This is a genomic window from Arenibaculum sp., from assembly GCF_035998295.1.
Taxonomy (GTDB): domain Bacteria; phylum Pseudomonadota; class Alphaproteobacteria; order Azospirillales; family Azospirillaceae; genus DASYHS01.
This window is the reverse complement of sequence record NZ_DASYHS010000024.1, coordinates 1-13,318: the sequence shown is the minus strand read 5'-3', so window position 1 is coordinate 13,318 and position 13,318 is coordinate 1. Positions and strand designations below refer to the sequence as shown.

The window sequence follows — 13,318 nt, the reverse complement described above, 5'->3', positions numbered from 1 at the left end:
GCCCACCCTCCTCGGATCTGGATCAGCGGCTGCCGGTACGGCGCGGCCGGTTGCGGCCGGGGCCGGAGCCCTCGGGCTCGCCCTTGCCGATGGCGGCCACGAGGTCGCCGAAGGACGGGTTGGCGCGCCCGGCTCCCTGCTGCCGCGGGCGGGCGCCGTTCTCCACCGGCTTTTCCCTATGGACGTCCCTGTGCCCATCCCTGTGCGTCGGCCGGCCCTGGCCCGACTGCGCCTTCGGCCCGGAATGCGGCGTGCCCGCACGCGGGCCGCGATGCCCGTTGCGGTTGCCGGGCCGGCGGGGTGCCGCGTCGCGCGCGTCCGCGTCGTCGGCCGGATCGACCGGCGTGCGGATGGCCGGGCCGGGCACGACCGGAATCCGGGTTCCGATCAGCTTCTCGATGTCGCGGAGAAAGACCCGCTCCTCGCCCTCGTCGCAGAACGCGATCGCCATTCCCGACGCGCCGGCGCGGGCTGTGCGGCCGATGCGGTGGACATAGCTCTCGGGCACGTTCGGCAGGTCGAAATTGACGACATGGGAGATCGCGTCGATGTCGATGCCGCGCGCCGCGATGTCGGTCGCGACCAGGACACGCACCGCCCCGGTGCGGAAGCCCTCCAGGGCCGCTTGGCGCGCGCTCTGGGACTTGTTGCCATGGATCGCCGCCGCCCCGATCGCCGCCTTCTCCAGGAACTGCGCCACCTTGTTCGCGCCGTGCTTGGTGCGCGTGAAGACGATGGTGCGGTCCATGGACGGGTCGGAGCGCAGGAGATCGACCAGGAGCTGGCGCTTGGCCGCGGCCGGGACGAAGATCACCTGCTGGTCGATCCGCTCGGCGGTGGAGGCGACCGGGGTCACCTCGACGCGCACCGGGTCGGTGAGCAGGCGTGCGGCGAGATCCGCGACCTCGTCCGGCATGGTCGCCGAGAAGAACAGGCTCTGGCGCTTGCGCGGAAGCATCGCGACGACCTTCCGGACGTCGCGGATGAACCCCATGTCGAGCATGCGGTCCGCCTCGTCGAGCACGAAGACCTCCAGCCCGTCCAGCTTGAGGTGCCCCTGCCCGCAGAGGTCGAGCAGGCGGCCCGGCGTCGCGACGATGAGGTCGCGGCCGCGGTTCAGCGCATCGACCTGCGGCTGCTGCCCGACGCCGCCGAAGATCACGGAATGGGTGAGCCGCAAACCGGCGCCGTAGGCCGCGATGCTCTCGCCGATCTGGATCGCGAGTTCGCGGGTGGGCGTCAGGATCAGCGCCCGGGTCCGTCCGGGACGCGGGGCCGCTCCGGGAACGGCCGACAGGCGCTGCAGGATCGGGACGGTGAACGCGGCGGTCTTGCCGGTGCCGGTCTGGGCGATGCCCAGGATGTCACGCCCGTCGAGCGCCGGCGGGATCGCCTGCTGCTGGATCGGGGTCGGCCGGTCGTAGCCCTGGCGGCCCAGCGCGGCCTGGATCTCGGCGCGCAGGGGAAGAGCGGAGAATGTGATCATGTGGTCCTTGAGGGTCGTGCGCACCCGCCACGGTCCGGCGCGCGTCGTCGGGATGCTCGCCGGGCGGATGCCGGCCAGGCCGATCGTGGTCGTTTCGAGGATTGGTCCCGCGAATCGCGACACGTGGCGAAGCCGGCGCGCGGGCCGGGCCGGAAACTTTCCGTATACCCGGTATGATGCTGCACGAGAGGTCGGTCAAGTCCGGCCGGCGACCGAAGCCGCCGGTCCCGGCTTCACCGCCGCCGCGGCGGCGGGCGCCTGGGGCCGGCGGCCGGTCCGGCGCCTTCGGCCTTGTGGCGGTAGTTGATGCGCGCCTTGGTCAGGTCGTAGGGCGTCATCTCGACGGTGACGCGATCGCCCGCCAGGATGCGGATACGGTTCTTCTTCATGCGGCCGGACGAATAGGCCATCACCTCGTGCCCGCCGTCCAACTGCACGCGAAACCGTGCGTCCGGCAGGGCTTCGGTGACGACCCCTTCCATCTCGACCAGGTCTTCCTTGGCCATTCACCCTCCTAGCCCGGACCGACGGTCGGGGCACTACCTTACCAACCGGAAAAGGGCGGCACAAGCCGCCCAGTCCCTTGCCAAAGGGCGGCGCTAGCCGCCCGTTCCGCTGGGGGGCGGCTAACGCCGCCCGTCCCTCAAAGCGCCTTCAGGTTGGTCGCGGAGACCTTGCCCTTCCTGGGGTCGTTCTCGAGATCGTAGGACACCTTCTGCCCTTCCCGGAGGTCGGACAGCCCCGAGCGCTCGACCGCCGAAATGTGGACGAAGACGTCGGCACCGCCCTGCTCCGGCTCGATGAAGCCGTAACCCTTGGTGCCATTGAACCACTTCACCGTACCTATCGCCATCTGATCTTCTCCCTCGATCGGCGTCACCCGACCACAACATCGCGGCGGGGCATCAAATCACGTCGGGGACGACCGTTAGGCAGCAGTCTGCACGAAGACCGTGACCCATAGTGCATTCGATCAGGCATAAATGGGTACCGCGCCCGCATTTGCAAGCGGCTGCGCGTGCCTGCGGCCATACGGTCCTCCCCTGCAGACGCTCGCGAAGCCCACGATATCTGCTGAAACGCAAACAGGTAAAGGGCCCGATTGCTCCGCCAATCTAGCGGCCCCGGCGCACGAGGCGGCCGATCGCGGGAACGAACTCCGCCATGACCGCCTCGTAGATCGCGCGCTTGAACGGAACGATCAGACCGGCGACCTCCTCGGGGCGGACCCAGCGCCAGGCGTCGAACTCGGGATGGGCGGTGTCGAGGCGGATGTCGGCGTCCGTACCGGTGAAGCGGCACAGCAGCCATTTCTGCTCCTGCCCACGGAAACGGCCGCCCCAGACCTTGCCGAGCAGCGCCGGCGGCAGGTCGTAGCGCAGCCATCCCGAGGACTGGGCTACCAGCTCGGCGCGCGCGGTGCCGATCTCCTCCTCCAACTCGCGCAGGCCTGCCCGTTCCGGGGTCTCGCCGGGATCGATGCCGCCCTGCGGCATCTGCCAGGCGTCGGGAGTGTCGCGGCGACGGCCGACGAAGACCAGGCCGTCGGGGTTGAACAGCGTCACGCCGACGCAGGGGCGGTAGGGCAGCTCCGTCGGGTCGGTCATGGCGTCCGGTTCAGCGGTCGGGCTGGCGGTTCACCACCGCCGTCAAGGGGGCGAGCGCCACCCCTTCGGCGGCGAGCTTCGGCAGCCACAGGCCGAGTCTCTCCAGGGTGACGGGATAGGGCGACACGACGCCGACGGCCGTCCCGTCCCGCCGGGCGATCTCCAGCAGCGCCGCGAGTTCCGCATCGATGGCTGCCGGCGAGGGCGACCGGTCGACGCGGATGTCCGCGATGGCGCGCGGGGCGGCGGCGGCGGTCGCCGAGCCTGCCAGGGCGCTGCGGCTGGAAGCACGTGCGTCCAGGAGCGCCAGCCCGCGTCGGGCGAGTTCCTGCGCTACCGGGCCGACCGCTTCCGGCGCGGCCGAGAATCCGGAACCGGACAGGGTGGTCACACCGACATATCCCGTTCCGCGCGCCAGCAGCAGCCGCAGGCGGCGCAGGTTCTCGTCGGAGGGCAGCATCGTCATCAAGGCGCCCGGTCCGGGATCGTCCTTCGGGTAGGCGTCAGGCTCGGCCGGCAGGTCCAGCAGCACCTCGTGGCCGTCGCGCCGGGCCGCCTCGATCCAGGCCGGCAGGTCCGGGGCATGCGACGGGAAGGCAAGCGTCACCGCCCCCGGCAAGCGCGCGAGCGCGTCGCGCGTCGCCGCGGAGGACATGCCGAGTTCGGCCATGACGACCGCGACGCGGGGCCGGACGTCGCCATGGACGAAAGGCCGGGCATAGGTCTGCCATGGCGTGCGGCCGTCCTCGCCGACCCGCGGCAACGCTCCGTCCGGCGTCTGCTCGACCAGGGCCGGATCGGGAGCCGGAGCCATTTCGACCGCGAAGTCGACCGGATTGGGATCGGATGTCCCGGAGCCGGCGGACGCGGCATCCGTGGGCGCAGGCAACACGCCGTCTCCGCCGGCCATGTCGATCACGGGGACGACGATGCTGGGAATGCGCGCCAGACGCTCGCGCATCGTCTGCTCGGCCGAGAGCGAGAGCCACAGGACGAGCCCGCCCAGCAGCAGGAGGGGAACCGCCGGGATCGCCAGCCGCCAGTGCGAGGCCGCGGCCTCGCCCGACGCGTCGTCGAGATCGACCTCCGGCTCGCCTGCCGCCCCGGCCGCCGCACCGCGAAGTCCGGGAACCGGCGCGCCGAGGCGCCTCAGCACCGCCGGCCACCCCGACCGGAGAAGTGGCAACCGCGCAAGAGCCAGGCGCGGAAAGGCCAGCCGGCGGCCGAGGCCGCCGAGCCGACCGGATGCGGAACCGGGATCGCCCACCGCCCCGCCCGCCCGTCAGTTCACAGCGGCGCGCGTATTGAAGAGCGAGACGCCCCTCAGCAGGTCGATCGCGCGGGCGAGCTGATAGTCGACCTCGGGCACCTCGGCGCCGGCCGTCGCGGGTGCGGTGCCGTCGACCGGGGGCTCGGCCTCGGCGCCAGGGCCGGGGACCGCGTCCTCTTCGGGCTCGGCCGGCGCCGGCGTCGCGGCGGGAGCCTCCTCGGCCGGCGGGCGGCTGGTGTCGTTGGTCAGGGCGCCGCGCAGGTCGGCTTCGCTCCGGCGTTGCGCCTCCGCCAGTTCCTCGACCTTGGCCGGCTGCACCTCGATGTCCGGGGTGATGCCGAGCTGCTGGATAGAGCGGCCGGCCGGCGTGTAGTAGCGCGCCGTCGTCAGCCGCATCGCGCCGTGGCCGGGCAGCGGGACGATGGTCTGGACCGAGCCCTTGCCGAAGGACTGGGTGCCGAGCACGATCGCGCGCCGGTGGTCCTGGAGCGCGCCGGCGACGATCTCCGAGGCCGAGGCGGAACCGCCGTTGATCAGCACCACGATCGGCTTGCCTCCGGCGAGGTCGCCGGGCTTCGCGTTGTAGCGCTGGCCGTCCTCGGTGCGGCGGCTGCGGGTCGACACGATCTCGCCCTTGTCGAGGAAGCTGTCGGACACCGAGATCGCCTGATCGAGCAGGCCGCCGGGATTGTTGCGCAGGTCGACGACGTAGCCGATCAGGTCGTCGCCGAGCTCGTCCCCCAGGCTGGCGACGGCCCGCTCCACGCCGGCCTGGGTCTGCTCGTTGAAGGTGGTGACGCGGATGTAGCCGACATTGCCTTCGGGACGGTAGCGGACCGACTGGATGCGGATCACGTCGCGGGTGAGCGTCACGTCGAACGGCTCGCCGGTGAGGCCGCGGCGGACCGTGACCTGGATGTCGCTGCCCACCGGCCCGCGCATCCGCTCGACCGCCTGCGACAGCGTCAGGCCCGAGATCGCCTCGCCGTCGAGATGGGTGATGAGGTCGCCCGGCTGCAGGCCGGCGCGGAACGCCGGCGTCTCGTCGATGGGCGAGACCACCTTGATGACCCCCTCCTCCATCGTGACCTCGATGCCGAGCCCGCCGAACTCCCCGCGGGTCTGCACCTGCATGTCCTGGAAGTTCTTCTGGTCGAGATAGCTCGAATGCGGGTCGAGCGAGGTCAGCATGCCGTTGATCGCAGCTTCGATCAGCTGCTCGTCGGTCACCTCCTCGACGTATTCGGAGCGCACGCGCTCGAACACGTCGCCGAAGAGGTTCAGCTGCCGGTACGTCTCGGAGCTGTTCGTCTCCGCCGAGGCCGTGACGGCCGGCACCAGGAGCATGATCGCCGCAAGGGCGGAAGCGCTGATCGTCTTCATCATCTAGCCTTGTCCTTTCCCACCAAGTGCGGCCATGCCGCGCTGCGGATTGATGGGCTGACCGTTTCGTCGCAGCTCGAAGTAAAGGTCGGGGTTACCGTCTTCAGGCGCGGCCATGATGCCGACGGGCTCACCGGCCAGCACCTGCTGGCCAACTCGTGTGTCGATGCGTCCCAGTCCCGCGATCAGACTATGATATCCGCCGGCATGTTCCACGATCAAGATTTGCCCGTACCCCTTGAAGGGGCCGGCGAACATGATCGACCCGTCGAAGGGCGCGACGACCTGGGTTCCCGGGCGGGCCGAGATGGTGAGACCGCGGCTGGTGTTGCCGAACCGGTCCGGCTCGCCGTAGCGCACGGTGATGCGCCCGGCCGCCGGCAGGAGGGCGCCATCGTCCCGCCCGGGCTCGCGCGCCGGCGGCGCGGGCGGCACGACCAGGGTCGCGTGGCGTTCCGAACCGCCCTGTTCCGGCGGACGGGGAGGAATGATGGCGGCGACCCGGGCCTCCGCCTCGGCTTGGCGCCGCGCTTCCTCGGCCTTCGCGACACGCTCGGCCTCGATCCGCTGGAGCAGCGAGCGCAGGTCCTTCGCTTCGGCGGCGAGACGGGCCGAACGGCGCTCCATCTCGCGGCGCTCCTCGTCGGTGCGGGCGGCGAGCTGCTCGCGGCGGCGGACCAGATCCTCGATCTCGGTCGCGCGGCGGGCAAGATCGGCGCGCACCCCCTCCGCCTGCGCGCGACGCTCGGCGATGCCGGCGCGCAGCTCGCCCAACTCCCGGATCGCACCGGCCAGCGCCTCGGCCCGGCGGTCCAGCTCGGGCACGGCCGAGCGCAGCAGCAGCGCGCCGCGCAGTGTGTCGACCGGGGCTTCCGGACGCACGGCGAGCGCCTCCGTCGGGACGCGGGACAGGCGCTGGAGCGCGCCGAGCAGGGAGGAGACGCGCGCGCGCTCGACCTCCAGCCGGGCGGTCTGTATCACCTCCTGCTCCTGCAGGATGCGCAGCTTCTCCTCGAGGCCGGCGAGGTCGTGCTCGACCGCGCGCGACTGCGCGGCCCCCTCGACGAGGCGTCGGCGCAGGTCGCCCAGCTCGGCGGCGATGCGTCCGGCCTCGCGCTTCAGCTCCGCCTCGCGCTTGCCGCTGGCGGTCAGCTCCCGCTCGACCCGCTGGAGCGTGCCCGCAGGGTTGTCGGCGGCCGACGCCGTTCCCGCCGCGAGCACGGCGCATAACGCCAGGAGGACCGGAACCGGGGCGCGCCCCCCGCCACTGCCGAGGTCGGAATGCGCGCCCGCCATGCTCAATCCGCCGCCGCGCGGGCCGAATCCCGCTCGATCAGGGAGCGGCCGGTCATCTCGTGCGGCTGGCCGAGGCCGATCAGTTCCAGCAACGTCGGGGCGACGTCGCTGAGGCGGCCGTCGCGCAGGGCCACTCCCGAGGGCGCGCCGACCAGGATCACCGGCACCCTGTTCAGCGTGTGGGCGGTGTGGGGGCCGCCGGTCTCCGGGTCCTTCATCATCTCGCAGTTGCCGTGGTCGGCGGTCACGAGCATCACCCCGCCGCGGCGGCGGACCGCCTCTTCGAGCCGGCCAAGTCCAAGGTCCACCGCCTCGACCGCCCGGATCGCGGCATCGAGGATCCCGGAATGCCCGACCATGTCGGGATTGGCGTAGTTGACGACCACGAGGTCGAACTCGCCGCTCCCGACCGCGTCGACCAGCTTGTCCGTCATCTCGGGGGCCGACATTTCCGGCTGCAGGTCGTAGGTCGCGACCTTCGGGGACGGCACCATGATGCGGGCCTCGCCCGGGTACTGCTTCTCCTCGCCGCCGTTGAAGAAGAAGGTGACGTGGGGGTACTTCTCGGTCTCGGCGATGCGGAGCTGCTTCAGCCCCGCCGCGGCCACCACCTCCCCCAGCGTGTGCGTCAGTTCCTTCGGCGGGAAGATCGCCTGCATGTACTGGTTCAGCTCGTCCGAGTACTCGACCAGGCCGACGGCGGCGGCGAAGCGCAGGGGCTTGTTGCGGTCAAAGCCCTTGAACGAGGGCTCGAGCAGCGCCGCCAGGATCTCCCGCGCCCGGTCGGCGCGGAAATTGGCCATCAGCACGCCGTCGCCGTCGGTCATGCCGGTGTAGCCGCCGATCACGGTCGGCAGGATGAATTCGTCGCTCGTCCCGGCGGCGTACGCCGCATCGATCGCGGACAGCGGGTCGGCAGCCTCCAGCCCCTTGGCCGCCGTCATCGCGCCGTACGCCTTCTCGACGCGCTCCCAGCGCTTGTCGCGGTCCATCGCGTAGTAGCGGCCGATCACGGTGCCGAAACGGATGCCGGGCACGCCGTCGATCGCGGCAACGAACCTGCCGACCTGCTCGCGGGCACTCTGCGGGGGCACGTCGCGGCCGTCGGTGAAGGCATGGACCACGACCGGCACGCCTGCCGCGGCGACCGTGCGCGCAAGCGCCAGCATGTGGTCCTGGTGGCTGTGCACGCCGCCGGGAGACAGCAGGCCCATCAGGTGGCAGGTGCCCTTGCTCTGCCGCAGGGCATCGACGAGGCCGCCGAGCGCCGGGTTGCGGTCGAGCTCGCCCTGTCCGATCGCCGCGTCGATCATCACCAGGTCCTGGAGCACGACGCGGCCGGCGCCGAGGTTCATGTGCCCCACCTCGGAGTTGCCGATCTGCCCGTCGGGCAGCCCGACGTCCTGCGCGCTGGCGTTCAGGAAGGCATGGGGACAGGACGACCACAGCCGGTCGAAGTTCGGCGTATCGGCGAGCGCTGCGGCGTTGTCCTCGCGCTCCTCGCGCCAGCCCCAGCCGTCGAGGACGCAGAGAACGACGGGGCGGGGGCGGTTCGTCTCGGTCATGGCGGCCATGTTAGTGCCCATCGTGGTTAAATTGTGGTTGATGCGGCGCCGGCGGTGCCGCCCGGCGACATGCTGCCGGAGACGTCACGACCGGTGATAGGGGTGACCGGCGAGGATCTGCTGAGCCCTGTAGATCTGCTCCATCAGCATCGCGCGCACCATCATGTGCGGCCACGTCATGCTGCCGAGTGCCAGGACCAGGTCCGCGCGCCCGACCGCCGCCTCTCCGTGCCCGTCCGCGCCGCCGATCAGGAAGGCGAGGTCGCCGGTGCCGCCGTCGCGCCAGGCGCCGATGCGGCCGGCGAAGGACTCGCTGGTCAGGTTCCGGCCCCGCTCGTCAAGCGCGACGACCGCCGCCCCCGCCGGGATGGCTGCGAGCAGCAGCTCGGCCTCCCTGCGCTTCTGTTCCTCCGGCGGGACGCGCCGGCGCAGCTCGACCTCACGCAGCGCGAAAGGCCAGACGAGGCGCCCGGCGTAGTCGTCGAACAAGTCGCGCACGGGGCCCGCCCGCGCCCGCCCGACGGCGGCCAGCCACACCTTCATTCCATCCTCCCGCGCCGCAGCGGGGCCCGCGTGCGGCGCGTCCGTTCAGGCGTAGCGGGTCAACGCCCGCTCCGCCGAGGCCGGCGGCTCGATGCCCCACATCTTCTCGAGATTGTAGAAGCTGCGGACTTCCGGCCGGAACAGGTGCACGATGACGTCGCCGGCATCGATCAGCACCCAGTCCGCCTGGGGCATGCCTTCGATCTGCACGCCGCCGACCCCCGCGTCCTTGAACTTCTCGCGCAGATGCTCGGCCATGGCGCCGACCTGGCGGGTCGAGCGGCCGGTCGCGATGATCATGTAGTCGGCGATCGTGGTCTTGCCGGCCAGCTCGATGACGGAGATGTCCTCGGCCTTGTCGTCGTCCAGCGACTTCACGGCGAGGTCGCTGAGATCCTTCGGTTGCGTCCCGTGTCCGGGAGCCCGTTCTTTGAGCGTAGCTATGGGTCCACCTCTGTGTCCGGTTGACGGCCCCGTCACGACAGGCCCCGGTCCGCGCGCCGCGCCGGGGCGGCGCGCCGGCGGCGGATCTCGGTCGCGGAGGCCGGGTGCATCGGACTATCCAGATACACCCATGCCGGCGGATCGAGCGCGGCGAGGCCGCCTGCGCGCTCCGCGCCGACCCGGCGGTCGCGGAAGCGGCGCGCGGCCTTGCCGCCCAGTGCCTTAAGAGAATATGGGGGCCGATTGAACACTGCAACGGGGGTACGCTCGAAGATTTTCCGCCAATCGCGCCAGCGCGGGATCTGGGCGAGGTTGTCCGCCCCCATCAGCCACACGAAACGGGTGCCCGGGAAGCGGCGATGCAGCCGGTCCAGCGTCTCGGCCGTATAGACGGTGCCGAGCTCGCGCTCGATCGCGGTCGGCACGATCCGGGGGTGTGCCGCCACCCTGCGCGCCTCGGCCAGCCGCCCTGCCAGCGCCTCCATCCCGGCGCGGGGCTTCAGCGGGTTCTGCGGGCTGACCAGCCACCACACCGCGTCGAGCCGGAGCGTCGCCAGCGCCACCATGCTGATGTGGCGGTGCCCTTCGTGCGCGGGGTTGAACGAGCCGCCCAGCAACCCGATGCGCAACCCCGCCCAGAGCGGGCCCGACCACCTCGTGACGGGCCTGGGATGGTTCAAGGCAAGGCTCTCACGGCCGGGTCTGGCCGTCGCCGAGGACGACGTATTTGTAGCTGGTGAGCTGCTCGGCCCCGACCGGGCCGCGGGCGTGCAGCTTGCCGGTCGAGATGCCGATCTCGGCGCCCATGCCGAACTCGGCGCCGTCCGCGAACTGGGTCGAGGCGTTGACGAGCACGATCGCGCTGTCGACCCGGCCGGTGAAGCGCGCGGCCGCGGCCCGATCCTCGGTCACGATGGCGTCGGTGTGGTGCGAGCCGTGGCGGTTGACGTGCGCGACCGCCTCGTCCACTCCGTCGACGACACGGGCCGAGATCACGGCGTCCAGGTATTCGGTGTCCCAGTCCTCGGGTGCGGCGGGGCGGACGCGCGGGTCGACCGCGCGCACCGCCTCGTCGCCGCGGACCTCGCAGCCGGCCTCCAGCAGGTCGCGGACCAGCGGCGCCAGCAGGCGCGCCGCCGCCGCCCGGTCGACCAGCAGCGTCTCGGCCGCGCCGCAGACCGAGGTCCGGCGCATCTTGGAGTTCATGACCACGGCACGCGCCTTCGCCTCGTCCGCCGCCGCGTCGACATAGACGTGGCAGATGCCGTCCAGGTGCTTGATGACGGGGATGCGGCTCTCGGCGGCGACGCGCTCGATCAGGGAGCGGCCGCCGCGCGGGACGATCACGTCGATATGCTCGGCCATGGCCAGCATCCGGCCGACGGCGGCGCGGTCGGTGGTGGGGACGAGCTGGATCGCGTCGGCGGGCAGCCCGGCGGACGCGATGCCGGCCCGCATCGCGTCGGCGATCGCGCGGGAGGACGCGAAGCTTTCCGAGCCGCCGCGCAGGATGCAGGCGTTGCCGGACTTCAGGCACAGCCCGCCGGCATCGGCCGTCACGTTCGGCCGGCTCTCATAGATGATGCCGATCACCCCGAGCGGCACGCGCACGCGGCGGATCCGCAGCCCGTTGGGCCGCTCCCACTCGGCGATGATGCCGCCGACGGGATCGGGCAGATCCGCGATGTCCTCGAGCCCGCGCGCCATCGCCTCGACGCGGGCCGGGTCGAGGACGAGCCGGTCGACCAGAGAGCCCGTCAGCCCGCGGGCGCGGGCCTGCGCCACGTCCTCGGCGTTGGCGGCGAGGACCCGGCCGCAGTCCTGCCGCAGGCGCGCCGCCGCAGCCCGCAGCGCCTGCGCCTTGGCCTCCGCCGGCACGGCCGCCAGCATCGCCGAGGCCGCGCGCGCGGCGCGGCCGATCGCGTCCATCCCGGTATCGAGCGCGTCCGCTCCCGTCGCTGAGCCGTGGGCAAGCGCAGTCATCTGTCGTCTCCGTCGTCCGCTCCCCTTCAACCCCTGCCGGGGGCCGAAGGGGAACGGATCGTAACCGATCGTTGCGTGGCGGGGAAGCGGGTGGCGGGAACCTACGCCAGCTCCAGCAGGCCCGCCCAGTCGAGCGTGCCCAGGTCGCCCACGACCTCCGCGCCGTCGAAGTCCAGGCCCGGGACCTGCGGCCAGGCAACGGTCCTCATGCCGGCCGCCCGCGCCGAGCGGGCACCGACCGGGCTGTCCTCGACGACGAGGCAGGCCGACGGGGCGAGCCCCAGGCGCGCCGCCGCGGCCAGGTAGGGCTCGGGATGCGGCTTGCCGTGCACGACGTCGTCGCGGCTGATCGCGAAGGCGAGCGAAGCGCGCGCCATGCGCCCCATGTTCGCATCGACGACGGCGCGCCCGCTGTTGGAAACGCAGGCCTGCGGCACGCCGCGGGCCGCCAGCCAGTCGACCCTCTCCAGCGCGCCGGGACGCGGCCGCACCGAGGCGACCGTCTCCACGTAGCGCCCGGTACAGGCGCGGGCGAAGTCCGCGACGTCGAAGGGCATCGGTTCGACCGCGTCCAGCAGGGCGTAGACCTCGGGCATGGAGCGGCCGAGCAGCCGGTCGTAGTCGGCCTGCGACAGGACATGGCCGTGACGTGCGCAGACGGCCGCCATCGCGGCGAAATGATGGGGTTCGCTGTCCAGCAGCGTGCCGTCGATGTCCCAGAGCACGGCCCGGATCATGTCTTTCCTCCGCCTTCCCCCGGATCCCCGAGGGTGCTCGCCGATAGCATGTCCGGCCCCGGGGCGTCCACTCGCCGGTCAGGGCTCCGGACTCGGGTTGACGGCGCTTCCAGCTCCGCGCCGGGAATGCACACTTCGCAGTTCGCCGACGCCTTGCGGAGCGGCGGCGGCCTGCGGGCCGGCCAGCGGACCGGAGGGCAGCGGGGCGTCGAAACGTGGGGGAATGTCATGTTTCGTCACGGTCCCGGTGCGCAGCTCGCGGCGCAGCTCCTCCCTCAGTTCCGCCCGGACCTCGCCCCGCATTCCTCTGCGGACGCTATTCGGTTGAGTATTTCCTCTCCCGTTGCACGGGAGAGGGGATATTCAGGCGGTCCGGGCGAGATTGCCGGTGGGGACCGGCAGGGGCTGGTCCCGCAGGCGGGCCTTCAGGCTGCCGGCGCTCTGCGGAGCGGCCACCAGCGGGCCGGCCAGCGGGCCGGAGGGCACCGGGGCGTCGAAACGTGCGGGAATGTCATGTTTCGTCACGGTCCCGGTTTTCGTCTTCGGCCCGGCGCGCATTTCCGCGCGCAGCTCGTCACGCATTTCCTTGCGCAGTCCGGCCAACTCCTTGCGCAGCTCCTCAACCAGTTCCGCCTGGATCTTGCCGCGCAGTTCCTCGCGCAGTTCGCCCCGGACCTCCTCGTGCAGGTCCTCGCGCAGGCGCTCGCGCTCGGCCCGGGTCACGGCTCGGACGGCGCCGACATCCTTCTCGAAGCGCCACTGGTGGGCCAGCAGACGGGCGGCAGCGGGGAAGTGCCCCTGCTCGACCAGCTTGCCGTACAGCTCGTCGTGCTGCCGGCGCATCTGCTCGACGAGAGCCTCGCGCCGGTTCTCCTCCTGGGCGGACAGTTCGACGAGGCGGGCCCGGACGTCCGCGCGCGACCACGGCGCCGAGCCGGGGGCGCAGCCGGCACGGCGCGCGGCCTCGGCCAGGGGCGCGCCCCGCGCGGCGATGCGGCAGAACA

Annotated in this window: 14 protein-coding genes; all 14 read right to left on the bottom strand. The window is 71.9% G+C overall.

The window, feature by feature from the left end:
• Positions 1–22: 22 nt before the first annotated feature.
• Positions 23–1,609 (bottom strand): DEAD/DEAH box helicase, encoded by a 1,587-nt coding sequence (locus tag VGO20_RS02045; protein ID WP_414639766.1) that lies wholly within the window; start codon positions 1,607–1,609, stop codon positions 23–25.
• Between the two features lie 110 nt (positions 1,610–1,719).
• Positions 1,720–1,992 carry a translation initiation factor IF-1 gene (infA, locus tag VGO20_RS02040; RefSeq protein ID WP_414639765.1) on the bottom strand — a complete coding sequence of 91 codons (273 nt, stop codon included), beginning with the start codon at positions 1,990–1,992 and terminating at the stop codon, positions 1,720–1,722.
• Positions 1,993–2,129: 137 nt separating this feature from the next.
• Complete coding sequence (locus tag VGO20_RS02035; RefSeq protein WP_327500612.1) at positions 2,130–2,339, bottom strand: cold-shock protein; 210 nt, start codon at positions 2,337–2,339, stop codon at positions 2,130–2,132.
• A 262-nt stretch (positions 2,340–2,601) separates the two neighbouring features.
• The gene (locus VGO20_RS02030) at positions 2,602–3,093 is read right to left on the bottom strand and encodes an RNA pyrophosphohydrolase (protein ID WP_327500611.1); all 492 of its coding nucleotides are present in this window, start codon (positions 3,091–3,093) and stop codon (positions 2,602–2,604) included.
• A gap of 10 nt (positions 3,094–3,103) precedes the next feature.
• A complete protein-coding gene (locus tag VGO20_RS02025; protein ID WP_327500610.1) occupies positions 3,104–4,249 on the bottom strand; it encodes a divergent polysaccharide deacetylase family protein in 1,146 nt (381 codons plus the stop codon).
• Between the two features lie 126 nt (positions 4,250–4,375).
• Positions 4,376–5,749, bottom strand: a complete 1,374-nt coding sequence (locus VGO20_RS02020) for a S41 family peptidase (protein WP_473964851.1) — start codon at positions 5,747–5,749, stop codon at positions 4,376–4,378.
• Positions 5,750–7,042, bottom strand: coding sequence for a murein hydrolase activator EnvC family protein (locus tag VGO20_RS02015; protein ID WP_327500609.1), 1,293 nt, complete (start codon positions 7,040–7,042; stop codon positions 5,750–5,752). It lies immediately after the preceding gene.
• Positions 7,043–7,044: 2 nt separating this feature from the next.
• Positions 7,045–8,607 (bottom strand): 2,3-bisphosphoglycerate-independent phosphoglycerate mutase, encoded by a 1,563-nt coding sequence (gpmI, locus tag VGO20_RS02010; RefSeq protein WP_327500663.1) that lies wholly within the window; start codon positions 8,605–8,607, stop codon positions 7,045–7,047.
• Positions 8,608–8,691: 84 nt separating this feature from the next.
• Positions 8,692–9,150 carry a 23S rRNA (pseudouridine(1915)-N(3))-methyltransferase RlmH gene (gene rlmH, locus VGO20_RS02005; RefSeq protein ID WP_327500608.1) on the bottom strand — a complete coding sequence of 153 codons (459 nt, stop codon included), beginning with the start codon at positions 9,148–9,150 and terminating at the stop codon, positions 8,692–8,694.
• A gap of 45 nt (positions 9,151–9,195) precedes the next feature.
• Positions 9,196–9,528, bottom strand: a complete 333-nt coding sequence (rsfS, locus tag VGO20_RS02000) for a ribosome silencing factor (protein WP_327500607.1) — start codon at positions 9,526–9,528, stop codon at positions 9,196–9,198.
• Positions 9,529–9,626: 98 nt separating this feature from the next.
• The gene (locus VGO20_RS01995; protein WP_327500606.1) at positions 9,627–10,274 is read right to left on the bottom strand and encodes a nicotinate-nucleotide adenylyltransferase; all 648 of its coding nucleotides are present in this window, start codon (positions 10,272–10,274) and stop codon (positions 9,627–9,629) included.
• 10 nt (positions 10,275–10,284) lie between these two features.
• Positions 10,285–11,523 (bottom strand): glutamate-5-semialdehyde dehydrogenase, encoded by a 1,239-nt coding sequence (locus VGO20_RS01990; RefSeq protein ID WP_327500662.1) that lies wholly within the window; start codon positions 11,521–11,523, stop codon positions 10,285–10,287.
• Positions 11,524–11,678: 155 nt separating this feature from the next.
• Entirely contained in the window at positions 11,679–12,314 is a 636-nt protein-coding gene (locus tag VGO20_RS01985; RefSeq protein ID WP_327500605.1) for an HAD family hydrolase, read from the bottom strand.
• 363 nt (positions 12,315–12,677) lie between these two features.
• On the bottom strand, positions 12,678–13,318 hold a 641-nt coding region (locus VGO20_RS01980), incomplete at its 5' end, for a hypothetical protein (RefSeq protein WP_327500604.1).